9 protein-coding genes and 1 pseudogene are annotated in these 13,440 nt (G+C 65.1%); 1 reads left to right on the forward strand and 9 read right to left on the reverse strand.

The genetic code is table 11. The annotated features are described in order from the left end of the window. Positions 1-384, reverse strand: a pseudogene (locus CWO91_RS38120) (DUF1522 domain-containing protein); the annotation flags it as partial. Positions 385-706: 322 nt separating this feature from the next. Here CWO91_RS38120 and flbT point away from each other — a divergent pair. Further along, positions 707-1,132 carry a flagellar biosynthesis repressor FlbT gene (flbT, locus tag CWO91_RS38125; RefSeq protein WP_128932807.1) on the forward strand — a complete coding sequence of 142 codons (426 nt, stop codon included), beginning with the start codon at positions 707-709 and terminating at the stop codon, positions 1,130-1,132. Between the two features lie 36 nt (positions 1,133-1,168). Here the strand turns inward: flbT and CWO91_RS38130 are convergent, their stop codons facing one another. The 8 genes from CWO91_RS38130 to msrB form a co-directional block, all read right to left on the reverse strand. After that, positions 1,169-2,704, reverse strand: coding sequence for a pyridoxal phosphate-dependent decarboxylase family protein (locus CWO91_RS38130; RefSeq protein ID WP_130220545.1), 1,536 nt, complete (start codon positions 2,702-2,704; stop codon positions 1,169-1,171). Further along, positions 2,701-3,936 carry a hypothetical protein gene (locus tag CWO91_RS38135; RefSeq protein ID WP_130220546.1) on the reverse strand — a complete coding sequence of 412 codons (1,236 nt, stop codon included), beginning with the start codon at positions 3,934-3,936 and terminating at the stop codon, positions 2,701-2,703. Before CWO91_RS38135 ends, CWO91_RS38130 begins: the two co-directional genes overlap by 4 nt. A 1-nt stretch (position 3,937) precedes the next feature. Continuing rightward, on the reverse strand, positions 3,938-5,584 hold the full coding sequence (locus CWO91_RS38140) for a hypothetical protein (protein WP_165405993.1): 1,647 nt from the start codon (positions 5,582-5,584) through the stop codon (positions 3,938-3,940). Further along, on the reverse strand, positions 5,574-6,359 hold the full coding sequence (locus CWO91_RS38145; RefSeq protein ID WP_130220547.1) for a hypothetical protein: 786 nt from the start codon (positions 6,357-6,359) through the stop codon (positions 5,574-5,576). The genes CWO91_RS38140 and CWO91_RS38145 overlap by 11 nt, the downstream gene beginning before the upstream one ends. 71 nt (positions 6,360-6,430) lie before the next feature. Then, the gene (locus CWO91_RS38150) at positions 6,431-8,314 is read right to left on the reverse strand and encodes a flagellar protein (protein WP_130220548.1); all 1,884 of its coding nucleotides are present in this window, start codon (positions 8,312-8,314) and stop codon (positions 6,431-6,433) included. An 18-nt stretch (positions 8,315-8,332) separates the two neighbouring features. Next, positions 8,333-10,216, reverse strand: coding sequence for a flagellar hook-associated protein FlgK (gene flgK / locus CWO91_RS38155; protein ID WP_130220549.1), 1,884 nt, complete (start codon positions 10,214-10,216; stop codon positions 8,333-8,335). A 35-nt stretch (positions 10,217-10,251) separates the two neighbouring features. Then, positions 10,252-12,513, reverse strand: a complete 2,262-nt coding sequence (locus tag CWO91_RS38160; protein WP_130220550.1) for a flagellar hook-basal body complex protein — start codon at positions 12,511-12,513, stop codon at positions 10,252-10,254. 235 nt (positions 12,514-12,748) lie between these two features. Continuing rightward, a complete protein-coding gene (msrB, locus tag CWO91_RS38165) occupies positions 12,749-13,261 on the reverse strand; it encodes a peptide-methionine (R)-S-oxide reductase MsrB (RefSeq protein WP_130220551.1) in 513 nt (170 codons plus the stop codon). Positions 13,262-13,440: the final 179 nt, after the last annotated feature.

A 13,440-nucleotide genomic window follows, 5' to 3' on the forward strand; every position in this document is an offset into this window, starting at 1 on the left:
GGTCGTGGTGCCGCGCAGGTCGGACGAGGTCGCACCGGCGATCGTGGTCGAGACGTTGGACTTGGTCGAATAGCCGACCGTGGTCTGGAGCGCCTGATTGGCGATCGACTTCGCGGAGTCCAGCAGCTTCTGCAGCGAGGTGATGCCGGTGTTGGCGGCCTGGAGAACCTGCACGCCGTTGGCGATGCCATCGAGCAGGTTGTTGATGTCGCTGGCGCGGTTGTCGAGCGACTGGGCGGTGAAGAAGTTGGTGGGGTTATCGAGCGCCGAGTTCACCTTCTTGCCGGTCGACAGACGCGACTGGGTGGTGGCGAGAAGGTCGGCGGTGGACTGGAGGGAGAGGAGGTTCTGACGAACCGAAGAGGAGAGAACGATACCGGACATACTGTTACCTTTCTGGTAGCTACGCGTCCTGTTTGACCGAGATTGATCAAACGACCGGCGGACGGTGCCTCCGAGCCTCTAACAATCCGTGAAATGAAACCGCCGGTTCGTCCGCGTCCGGCCCCAAATACCTCTCCCGGATCTTCGTGCCCCGGCTCGGCGCCTCTGCAAATTATTGACATCATTATATTTTTGGACGCAGGGACGAATCTTTACGAGCCGTTAACCACATTCAGCAAGGATTGGACCCAAATCAGAGGCGGCCGTCGTCGTTCACCGGCACGCGCGCCGCTCGTTACAAAACGGTTGATGGAGAACAGGCATGGCTCTCAAGGTCGAGCTCAAACCGCATGAACGCATCATCGTCGGCAACTCCGTGATCACCAACACGGACCAGCGCGCACGTCTTCTGATCGACGGCGAGAACGTGCCGATCCTGCGCGAGCGCGACATCCTCACGCCGGAGACCGCCGACACCCCCGCCAAGCTCGTCTATCTGGCGGTTCAGCTGATGTACATCTCGCCGGATCCGCAGACCCAGCACGGCACCTACTTCAATCTCGTGCGTGACATCGTCACCGCGGTGCCGAGCTCCTGGCCGATCATCGAAGGCATCAACAACAACATCATGAGCGGCGACCTCTATCGGGCCCTCAAGGAGGCCCGCAAGCTGATCGCCTATGAAGACAAGCTGCGCGATCAGTACAAAGCCACCCATCCGAACGGCGACGTCAGTTCGGCCGCCTGATCGAGCCGCATCCTGCCTGAACGACAATGGCCCGGATCAGCTCCGGGGCCGTTCGTTTTCATCGGCGTTTCGTGGTCGCTGCGCCGCGAGCGGCGGCGCCTCGACCTCGATCACGCCGCCGCTGCGCTGCGCGCCGAACTTGAGCACGGCCGCAACCAGCGCATCGATGTCTGTTTCCTCGGTGCGATGATTGACGATCGCCGCGCGGATCGCGAACTTGCCGTCCAGCGTCGTGCTCGACGGTGCCGCGATGCCGGACTCCTGGATGTCGGCGACAACCTCGCGGTTGACCGCGTCGCCTGCGCGATACCGGAAGCAGACGATGTTGAGGTTCACCGGCGCCAGCAATTCCAGCCGCGACTCGGCCAGAATGCGCGCCTCCAGATATTTTGCCAGCGCGCAGCTTCGCGCGATCACCGCGCCGAGGCGATCGGTCCCGAACGTCTTCAGCGTGAACCAAGTCTTCAGCGCGCGGAAGCCGCGCGACAGATCGGGGCCGAGATCGCAGGGCCAGACCGTGCCGGCCGCAAGCCCCCTCGCCTCGCGACTGAGATAGGCCGCCGGCTGCGCAAAGGCCTGCCGATGCTGCTCGCCGTCGCGCACCAGCAGGAAGCCGGCATCGTACGGCACCTGTCCCCATTTGTGGAAATCGAGCGCAATGGAATCGGCGAGCTCGATGCCGCCGAGCAGTGGCGCGAGCTCAGGCGAAAGAATTGCGAGCGCACCGAAGGCACCGTCGACGTGAAACCAGATCCCTTCCTCGCGGCACAGCTCCGCGATTGTTCTGAGATCGTCGATCGCGCCGACATCGACCGTACCCGCAGACGCGACCACCAGGAACGGCTTGAAGCCGACCTCGCGGTCAACAGCGATCTGCGCGCGCAGCGCGGCAACATCGATGCGATGATCGGCATCGACACCGATCTTGCGTAGCGCATCCGTGCCGAGCCCGGCAATGTCCATCGCCCGCGAGATGCAGCCATGTGCAGCGTGCGACGTATAGGCCGTAAACAGTGCGCCGTCATTGCCGATACCGTGCTGGCGCGCCAGCGTGCCGAGTGCGTTCGTACGTGCCACCAGCACCGCCATCAGATTGGCCATCGACGTGCCCGTGACGAAGATGCCGCTCGCGTTTTCCGGAAAGGCGAACAGGCGGCGCATCCACGCGACGATCTGGCGCTCAACCTCGATCGGCATGTGGTCGCGTCCGCCGAGATTGGCATTGAGGCCGGCTGCCAGCATCTCCGCGAGCATGCCGACCGCGGTGCCGCCGCCATGGACCCAGCCCATGAAGCCCGGGTGGACGTTGCCGGTCGCATAGGGCGCGACATGCGCGGCAAATTCACGATAGACATCGGCAAGGTCGCTCGCCTCGCGCGGCACGTCGGCTTTGAATGCCGCGCGGACCTCGTCGGGGATCGGCTGCCACACCGGACGCGCCCGAACGTTGGCGATGCCATCGATCGCCTCGTCTAACATGCGACGGGCCAGCGCGCGAAATTCGCTCCAGTCCTGCGGATCGAGCGAGGTGTGGGTGACGGAGCTTTGGGTGTTGCGGATGATCTCGTTCATGTTGCGCTTCCCTTGCCCGCTCGCGCATGCCGCGACAGCATCGCCGTGAACGCCGCAAATATCTTGCGCATCTGGGGCGGCTTGTACGGAAACACGACCGGCGAATCCATGTTGTGCACGACGGCGGTGTTGTCGGCTTCGAACACCAGGAGCTCGCCGCCCTGGTTCTCGGCGCAGTCGACGATGAAATAGTCGAGGCCGACGCGCCTGCTCATCTCCTCGAGCGCGCTCTTGTGGCGTGCCGCGAAGGCATGGTCGAAGTCGAGCATGAAGACGGCCTCTTCGGCTCGCTTCTCCTCGCTGAATGCCATGTAGGCGTTGAGATACCAGATGTCCCAGCGATCGGCGATCGCCATGTGGCAGGCGTAAGGCTTGCCGTCGACCATGGCGAGGCGATATTTGCGGTAGAGCCCGTCGGGGCTGACATAGTCGACGAAGCGCGCGACGAAGAAGTCCTGCTCTTTCCGTTCGGCGAGATAGGCAGCGAGCGCCGCCGCATCAATGAGCTTCGCGAGCCCGACGCCGGCATGCGAGCCGCGCGGTCGCGCGATCATCGGAAAGTGCAATTCGTCCGCGATGGCCTCGCAGGCGATCCGCCCCTGCGCGAGCTCCGACAATTGTGCGCGCGTGGCGTGGATGGTCGCGGGAATGTCGAGGCCGGGCACACCCGTCAGCAGCCGATAGAGCTTGTCGCGATCGAGGTTGCCGATGAGATCGGGGCGATTGAGCAGCGGCCGCGGCCAGCTTAGTGCGGCCTTTTCGATCAGCGCGAGCGCTTCCCGGCATTCCTCGGAATCGGATGCAATCACGATGGCGACGTCGTGCACGGGCAAGTTCTCTGGCAGGCCGACGCCCTTGACCACGTAGAGCGTCAACAGCTCGATGTCGGAGCCTTCGAGCAGGAAATCGATCGGCGTGTTACCGCCCATGTCGATGTCGGCTGCAAGCGCGAGCACGCGCAAGCCCGGCTTCGGAGCCGCGCTGGGCGTACGAAACAACTGATGGAAGGTCAGCACCTCCGATTGGATCGCAAGCCCCGCCTGCTTGTCGCCAAGGAGCTGCACGATCAGCGACAGATCCAGGCCTTCGCCCGCCTGCGCCGTCCCCTCCGTGATCCGGACGACGAGCTGGTCGCGCAACGGCTGCAAATCGACACCTTCGAAGGCTTGGCGCGTCAACTGCGCAAAGCCGATACGGTCGGCAAAGTTCGGCACGGAAACCGGATGCTGCATCTCACACCTCGAACGCGGACTTTGCCGGCAGGGGCGCCGCCGCGTCACGATCAAGCAACAGCTCGATCTTCACCAGGACGTCGGCGACGCGATCGAGCACGTGCTGCAAATTGTGTCGCGCCTGCGCCATGTCCGGGGACCAGATCTCGGTCACGAGCCGTGCGCCGACGCAGAGCCGCAATACGGCCAGCGGGGCCTCGTCCTGGCGTTCCAGCCGGACCGGCTGGCCGATCAGGCAGCGCTGCGCGGCGACCCGCCGGTCCGCCGGGCTGCCGCCGATCTCTTCGTTCATGTCACGCGCCAGCGCCTGATGAACGGCGCCGGTCTCCGCGATCGAGATCGGCTTGCCGTCGCGCAGCAGCAGAAACGGAAAGATCGTAGTTTGCGCGAACTCCTCGTCGTCGACGCCAACCTTCCCGATTCCGGTTGGAACGGGGCGAAGCGACGGCGACAGCGCGATCATGCTGTCGATGCCGGCGGAGAGCTCGGCCAGCGCCATGGCGCGAAATGCACCTGGCACTGCATAGTAGCTGCCGATCTCGGCCAGCGCCGCCTCCCAGCGCAACCATTGGCCGAAATTCGGCCGGCGCTCGAAGCGCGAACGCAGGATCGTCCAGGCCATCGGCCGGTCGCAGCGGCCGGCATAGTCGAAAATGCCCGGTGCGATCGCGCCGATCCGGTCGATCGACCGCGACAGACCTTTCGGCACCAGCAGCGCGCCGCTGAAGGCTGGTCCGCCGAAAAATTTCGAGCCGGTCATCAGCACCATATAGCCGCGATCGAGATAGCGGCGCAGCCGGCGGCGGCCGAGCCGGGCCTGACAGGCATCGACGACGATCTGAACCTTGCGCGGCCAGCGCCGCGCGATCTCGTCGAGGCAGGCCGCGCTCGTGCGCCAGCCGAGTTTCGAGGCATCCATGATCTGAAGCAGCACCGGCGCGCCCTGCGCGATCGTGGCCTCGATCGCGCCCAGCACCGCAGCATCCGCATCCGTGCGCATCGCGATCCCGGGTCCCGCCTCGCGCAGTGGCAGCGCGATGCTGGCGTCGGCCAGCCCCGCAACCGTGCCGTCCTTGCGGACCGCCAAGCCGCTCGCCGTCATGGAGCTGAAATGATGTCCACGCGCGGTATGGATCGTCCCGCTTCCTGTCTGATCGGCGCCGACCACGATCGTCACCGGCGGCGCGCCGAGCACCGCGCGCGCCACGAACAGGGCGTGGAGCTGGGAATCCGTGCCGGACGGCGAGAACACCACGTCGACGCGCGGCGAGAGCTGGAAATGGCCGCGCAGCTCCTCGCGCATGCATTCACAGCGCGCATCGAAGGCGATCTCGACCTCGTCGAACAGGCACTTGTGTATCAGCTCTTCGCGCGCGAGCGCGGCGCGATCATAAGCCCCTTGCGAGATCGTCGACGCGGTCGAGGAGGCGAAATTCCAGATCTCCGGCTCGGGCGAGGCCGCGCAGCCATAGGCGTTGACGCGATCCCTAGCGTCGAGCGCCAGCCGCGGATCTCCGCCGGAGACGAGCAACGTGTCCAGCGGTGTGAAGAGATCGCGCAGGCGGTAACGCGAGCCGCCCTCGGATGCGCGTTCCGGTTCTGACAGACGGGATGCGCCGGCGCTCATCCCGAAAGCCTCACGCCGCATCGGCTGCCGCCGCTGCGGGCGCGGGCGCGAATTGCGAGGCGATGTCGCCGTGGAACACCGACGGTCCGACGTGATCGAGCGAGCTCTGGATGTCGGCCCAGATCTCACCGCCGATATCGGTCCAGCGCTTGCAGAAGGCGAAGTCCTCGGAAAGATACGTGCCGGTCGCCGGATCGATCATGCATTCGAATAGCGCGAACCGGTTCGGGCTCGCCGCCAGCGTATCGTGCGAATGTTCGCGGAAGAATTGCAGAGCTGCATGGTTCGGGTGGCGGCACATCGCTTCCAGCACGTGGCGCCGGATCATCAGGAAGCCGGTGCCGGCGTAGCGCACGCGGGTGAAGCCGTTGACGACCACGATGCGGTCGGGATCCTCGATCTCCAGCACGTAGTCGAGCGAGGCCGCCGGCACATCGGTGCGGCCGGCCTCGACCGCGCGCTTCGCCTTGTCCCAGTTGACCCGCTTGATCGGATAGCAGCCGGCGACGACGTCGGCGCCGCATTCGATCAGCCGGAACACCTGCTCCGGCCTGAAGCCGATGTCGGCATCGATGAACAGGAAATGCGTCGCCTTGGGATCGTCCAGGAACATCGCGACCAGATTGGCCCGCGCGCGCGTGATCAGCGCGTCGCCGTCGCGCAAGTGCACCTTGAGCTCGAGATTGGACATGCCGTGCACGGCGCGCTGGAGCGCGAAGATCGAGCTCGCATAGATGCTCGACACCTGCCCGCCGAAGCATGGCGTTGCCACCACCAACTGCATCCTGTCCGACATCGGCAGCCCCGCCCCGCTCCAATCCCCACCAAGAGGTAAAGAGGCATGATTAACGGCGTCTTAACGCGACCTTACAAGAACTTGACGAGCGAGAGCTGCGCCAGGTTCGAGGTCACCTGATAGGACGCCTGGAGCGCGTTCTGGAGCGCCAGGATCTGGCTCGCGACCTGGTCCGGCGAGGCCGATTCCGCCTGGTCGATGATGCTCTGGAGCTGCGCCTTGGCCTGGGTCTGGCGCGTGCTCGCGTCCTGCATCGTGTTCTGGGCCATCGCGATGTCGGTCTGGATGTCCTCGATGCGCTGCTGACCGGGCTGCTGGGTCAGCGCCTGCGTCACCCGCAGGCTCAGCGCCGAAACCTGCCCGCCCGAATACTGTCCGGTCGGCGAGGTCGAGAAGGTCCCGAACACCGCGATCGCCTGCAATTGCCGGCGGATCGCATCCTCATTCGCCTGGGCGCCATATTGCACCGTGACGGCATCGTCGACCCGCGCCATAGCGGTCGAGCGCGGCGAGCCCGGCCCGTCATTGCCCAAATACCATTTCACCGTATTGGCCGAGCCGTTCACCAGCGTGGTTGCCGAGCTCGCCGGCGACGAGCCGACGCGCAGCGGCGGCTGCGTGGCGGTCACGGGCGTCGAACCAAAACCGAGCGAACTCAGCGCCCCCGTATTCGAGCTCGTGATGTTGAGGCTCGCCGCATCGTCGGTGTTGATCGTGATCGAACCGCCATGGACGGTCGAGGGCTTCGACGTCCCCGTGACATGGTCGATCTTGCTCAGCAGGGTCTGGATGCTGTCGGTGACGTTGAGCTGGTTGCCGGTCGCGCCCGAGCTGACGAAGGTCAGCGTGGTGCCGTTGATGGTGATGGTGTCACCGGCGACGAAGCCCGGCGAGATCGAGTCCGAGGGGCTCGCGCCGGAGAGTGCCGTCGCGCCGGTGACGGGGGCCGGCGGCGCAGCCTGGTTGTTGACGGGCGTGCCGATCGCAGAGCTCGCCGTGTTGAAGAAATTGTCGCCGGCGACGACCGCGGATGCCGCCACCAGCGAGGTGTTGGCGAGCTTGGTGATCGCGGTGTTCAGCGCCGTGTTGAGGTTCGCGGCCGTGTTGTTCGGGTTGACCGGGACGCTCGCATCGATCGCGAAGCTGCCGAGCGGCGTCGGCGTCGCCGTCGATGCGGTCAGGTCGATCTGCTCGGTCGTGCCGTCCGGCAGAGTGAACTGGATGCTCAGCTTGTCGCCGTTGTTCGGGTTGACGCCGTTGAGATCGACCGAGAACGACACCGGCGAGCCGCTCGGGCCGGTGACGGTCGCACCGGTCAGGGTCGAAGAGACCGCCTTGATCTTGAGCCCGAACGGCGATCCGGCGACGTCCTCCGACACCCGCACCGAGCTCGGCGTCGGCTGCGTCTGCACCAGGCGGCCCATGCCGTTGGCGCCGAGGTCGGCGGCCTGGCGCTCCGCCATGACGGTCTTGAAGCCCGCCTGCGTCGTGGTGCCGTTGATGATGTCGCCGGCATCCGCAATCGACTGGGTGTTGACGGCCGTTCCGGAGAACAGATAGCGGCTGCCCGTCTGCGTGTTGAGAACGCCGACCATCGAGCCGAACTGGGCGGCGGCGGTGTTCTGCGCGACCGTCTGGCCGTTGACGTTGAGGTCTTGCGCGGTGCTGGCCGAGCCCGTCTGCACCGTGTTGCGGATCTTCGTCAGCGACTGCAGCGCGGTATTGGCGAGGTTGATGCTGACATTGAGGTTCGTGATCGTGTCGGTATAGGCGGCGATGTTGGAGAGCTGCGCGCGTCCGGCGATCGCAAAGCCCTCGTTGGTGCCCATGCCGGAATAGTTCTGCGACAGCTTGCCGGTCGAGAGCTGCGTCGACAGATCGGTGAGCTGCTGATTGAGGTTGCGGATCTGCGCGCCGAGAACCGACGACGAGTAGTTGATGCTGCTGATCGACATCTTTCAGAGCCCTACTGGTTACCCTTGAGCCTGGAGCAACGTGTTCATCATGCTCTGCACCACCGACATGACGTGGGCGTTGGCGGCATAGGCATTCTGGAGCTGGATCAGGTTCGACATCTCCGAGTCCAGGTTGACACTGGAGGTCGAGTTGAACTTGGCCTGGAGCGTCGAGACCACGACGCTCTGGCCCTGCTGGAGCTGGGTCGCCTGGGTCGCGGCGTTGGCCTGGATGCTCAGGAACTGCTGGAGGTAGTTCGAAACGCTGCCGGTGAATGGCTGGTTCGCCGAGCCGAGGCCGGTCTGCGGCGAATAGGAGAACACCGCATTGGTGAGCTGCGAATAGAGATAATCCGAACGCGTGGTGTCGCCCGCGGGCGTCACCGGCGAGGTGTTGTAGACCGACAGCCGGGTCGGATCGGAAACCAGCTGCGTGTTCACGGCGATGCGCCCGGCAAGGCCGGTCATCTGCGAGCCCGACGCGGAGATCGCGCCGGTGTAGAGCGCCTGCCCGCCGTCAGTAAACAGCGGCAGTTGCGGATTGCCCGAGGTCAGCGACGAGATCGTCTTGGTGGTCGAGGCCGAACTGACCTTGGCAAGACCGGTGTTGTCATCGGTCACCCGCAGGGTCGTGGCGGTCGCCGGCGATGGGGCGGCGGCGAACGACAGATGCGTGCCTGATAGCGCGGTATTGAGCGCAGACGCGATCGCGCCCATTCCGCCGGAGAAGTTGACGCCGATCCGCATCGGGTTGGCATTCGTCGCGTTCTGCAGCGGCAGCGCCGCCGGATCGGTCACGTTGACCAGCGTGATCTGGCGCTGGGTGTTGGTCGCCGTGTCCGTGTAGGTGATGTTGACGGTATTGCCCGGCTGCGCACCGGCAAGGTCGAGATCGAATCCGGCCGGTGGGCCCGAGACCGTGCTGCCGGCCGTGGTCTTGTCGGACAGCGCGCTCGACATCGTCGCGGCGAGCTGATCGAGCTGGGTCTGCGCCTGCACCAGGGTCTGGTCGCGCAGCTTCAGATCGGCCGCGATCTGGCCGGAAGACACCACGTTGTTGGCGACGACGTCGAGCTGCGAGCCATTCGGCAGCTTGATCGTGAGCGCGCCGACACCGGACTTGGCCGGATCGATGTTATAGAGCGAAGTTGCCGAGAGCGCGCCGGTGGACGCAAAAGAGAATTGCGAGGCAAGCCCGGCACCGACGAGCTGAATGCCGGTCGTGGTGTAGATGTTGGCCTGGTTCGAACCGTCGGTGGTGACGCGGACGTCGACATATTTCGACAGTGTGTTGATGGCCTGGTCGCGCTGGTCCATCAGCGTCGCCGCCGAGGGGTCGTTGGCCGACAGGCCCTGGAGCTTGGTGTTGATATCGGCGACCTTCTGCATCGCCGCGTTGGCGGCTAGCGCCGAGGTGCCGAGATCCTGCTCGACATTGGAGCGCAGCGACTGGATGCCCTTGGTGGTGACGTTGAGCTGCTGCGCCAGCGCCTGCGCCGCGCCCAGCGCAACGGTCTGGGCCGACGAAGCGCCCGAGCTCGTCGACAACGCCTGGAGCGCCGTGGTGAATTTGTTGAGCGTGCTTTCGAGCGCGCCGTCGTTGCCCGGCGTGCCATAAACATTCTGAAGCTGCTTCAGGATGTTGGCCATCTGGTCGGCGTAACCGCTGCCGCCGGTCTCGGTCCGCAGCTGGTTCAGCACGTAGCTGTCGAGCTCGCGGCTGACGCCGGTGGTCATCGCCGTCGAGCCGAAATCGCCGGTGGTGACCTCGATCTGGTTCGGCGTCTGGACGACGTAACCCGGCGTCTGCGAATTTGCGACGTTCGACGAGACGATCGACAGTGCGGCCTGGTTGGCACGCAGACCGCTCATCGCACTGGCGAGGGCTGAACTCAAACCCATATCACTGACCCGCCTTTGGTTACGTTACGCGCCGATCAGCGCAACACGTTCAAGAGGTCCTGCACCATCGAATTAGCGGTCGTGATCACCTTGGTGTTGGCCGAATAGGCCTGCTGGGTCACGATCAGCTTGGTGAATTCGTCGGCGATGTCAGTGTTGGATCCCTCTAGCGACGAGCCGCTGATGGTGCCCGAAGCGCCGTCGATGGCGTCTCCCGACTGTTCAGTCGCGGCATAGGCGCCGCCATCGAGCGCCTTCAGATAGTTGGTGCCGTTGAAATGCGACAGCTGAACCTGAGCGAGGTTGAGGTTCTGGCCGTTCGAGAAGGTGCCGACCACGATGCCATTGTTGTTGACGGCAACCGAGCGGAGCTGACCGGCGGCATAGCCGTTCTGGGTGATGGTGTTGATGGTCACCGCGCCGCTCGTGCTGGCATATTGCGTCAGCCCGCCCGAGGAGATGTTGAAGGCGACGGAGCCGAGCGATTGACCGCTCACGCTGACGTTGTTGATGGTGATGCCGGAGCCGCTCGGCGAGGTCAGCGAGCCGTCGGCGGCAAAGGTGAAGGCCTGGCCGGTATTGACCCAGCCGACCGTCGTGCCGGTCGCATTCGGGTCGGTCTGATAGAACAGGTTCCAGGTATCGGAATGGCCCGCGCCCAGCGAGGCGCTGTCGGTCTTGGCCCAGCGCAATTGCAGGTTCACCGGCGTGCCCGCGGCGTTGTAGGCGGTCACCGCGCCGCCGCTGATCGATTCCTTTGTGAAGGTGGCGATGTCGTTGCCGATCACACCGCCGGTGCCGGCAGTGCCGCCGCCGTCGCGATTCTTGGTGATGGTCGAGGTGAAGCCGAGCGCGGCAAAGGCAGCGCTGTTCGAGCTCGACACCGTGAGGTTGGAGACGGTGCCGGTGTTCAGCGTGATCACGCCACCGCTGCTCACCGACGAGCCCGACCCGCCGGAGAGCGCGTCGATCTTGCCGAGCAGCGTCGTGATGTTGTCTGTGACGTTGATCTGGTTCGGGCCCGAGGCACCCGAGGCGACGAAGGTCAGCGTCTGGCCGTTGACGGTGATCGTGTCGGCGGGCGGGCCTGCCGAAAAACCCGACGAGAGCACTTGGGCGCCGCCGGCGGTCGCCGTGCCGCTCAGCACCGTTGCGCCCGAGATCGCGGGCGAGGACAGCACGTTTCCGCCGCGCGTCACGCTGCTGATGCCGAGCGCGGTGGCTGCCGTGCCGCTGCCCACCGCCACGTCGGTGCCGGTACCGCTGGAGATCACGATGTTGCCGCTGGCGGAGAGCGACGCCGTGACGCCGGCGCCGCCCGCGGTCTGGATCGCGTTCAGGATGTCCGCCACCGTGGCCGTCGTGCCGGCACCGAGACCGATTGTGGTGTTGCTGCCGACCGTCGAGACCGTCGTGCCGGCGTTGAAGGTGATCGTGTTGCCGTTGATGGTCAGCGTCTGGCCGCTCAGCGCGGTGAGAATGCTGGAGGCGAGATGCGTGCCGACGGTGTTGTCGAGGGACGTGGTGGTCGAAGCCACCGCCGACGAATTGTTCTGCAGCGCAACCGTGCCCGTCGCCGTCGTCGACGTGTAGGCTGAACGGACGTTACCGGTCGCCGCCGCACCGGACACCTTTGCGTTGGTATAGGGTGCGGGCGGTGTGCCGACCGGCAGCGGGTTGGCGGCGAAATCGGACGGGTTCAGTCCACCAGCCGCCAGCAGCGTGCCGGTCGCCGCGGTCGTGCTCGCCACCGTGTTCGGCTGCGTCGGCAGGTTCGCGGCGTACTGGATCGAGGTGGTCGCCTGCGCAGGGATGAAATTGTTCTGGAATTGCAGGACGGTCGCCACGTTGCCCTGCGGATTGCCCGTCTTCGGGTCGACCGTGACGCCCATCAGGTAATAGCCGGCGCCGTTGACCAGATTGCCGTTGGCGTTGAGCTGGAAGTCGCCGCGCCTGGTGTAGTAGGTGACCCCGGTGAACACTGGCACGTTGTCGACGACGCCGCTCGCTTTTTGGATCGAGAAGAAACCGTCGCCTGTGATCGCCATGTTGGTGGCGACGGTGGACGATGAGATCGTGCCCTGCGTCGTGATGGTGGCCTTCGCGTTGGCCGTCACGCCGCCTGCGACCTGCTTGCTCGGCACGGATGAGTCGGGAATGAGATCGACGAAGCTGGTGCCGATGCCCTTGTAACCGGTGGTGGACGAGTTCGCGATGTTGCCGGAAATGTTCTGAAGCGCGAAGGACTGCGCCTGCAAGCCACCCACCGAGGTGTTCATTGCATCGAAGATACCCATAACCTTGTCTCCAAATCCGATCTCGGCGGCGCCGACCCGTGGCCGCAATCGGGAGAGACAGTCGCAAAGGCCATGCCAATGCGGGTATCTTCAGGGAATCAACGACTTAAATAGACATGCCCCGGTCGGATGACCGGGGCACAATTGCCGGGCCGGCAACAATTGCCGGGATGTCATGACGTTTTCGAGCGGCGCGTCACCGGCTCGCGTGAAGAAGACGCATCAACCAAAGAGCCTACGTCGCCGACGCCGCCGCGGGATGGAAAACCAGCCCGAAGCCGTCGATGCAGTAGCGCAAGCCGGTCGGTTTCGGACCGTCGTCGAAGACGTGGCCGAGATGGCCGCCGCAGCGGCGGCAATGCACTTCGGTGCGGACCATGCCGTAGGCACGGTCCTCGGTCTTGCCGACATTGCCCTCGATCGGCTGGTAGAAGCTCGGCCAGCCGGTGCCGCTCTCGAACTTGGTCTCGGACGCAAACAGCGGCAGGTCGCAGCCGGCGCAGGCGAAGATGCCCTTGCGATGCTCCTTCAGCAGCGGGCTGGAGCCGGGCCGCTCGGTGCCGTGATTGCGCAGGATCTCATATTGCTGCGGCGTGAGCTGGGCACGCCATTCGGCCTCCGTCTTCACGATCTCGAACTTTTCCGCGGCCTTCTCACCAGCCTCGGCCGGGGATGCCCTCAGCCAGCGGAAGGCCGAAAGGCCGAGCAGGCCGGCGGCAGTCGATAGCAGGATGCGGCGATCAAACATCTCATTCTCCGTGCGGGAGCGTGTCCACGCCCTGAGATACGGGCTCTAACGGCTGACGTTACACTTCCGGGCGGAATTTTTCTCGGGTCTATTGCGAGACACTGTCCTCGTGCGAGGCCGGTTCCGCGTCCTGGGCCGCAGCTCGTGGCGGCGGGGCCGGCCGTGGCCGGACAGCGGGC

It is taken from the genome of Bradyrhizobium genosp. SA-3, assembly GCF_004212635.1.
Lineage (GTDB): Bacteria > Pseudomonadota > Alphaproteobacteria > Rhizobiales > Xanthobacteraceae > Bradyrhizobium.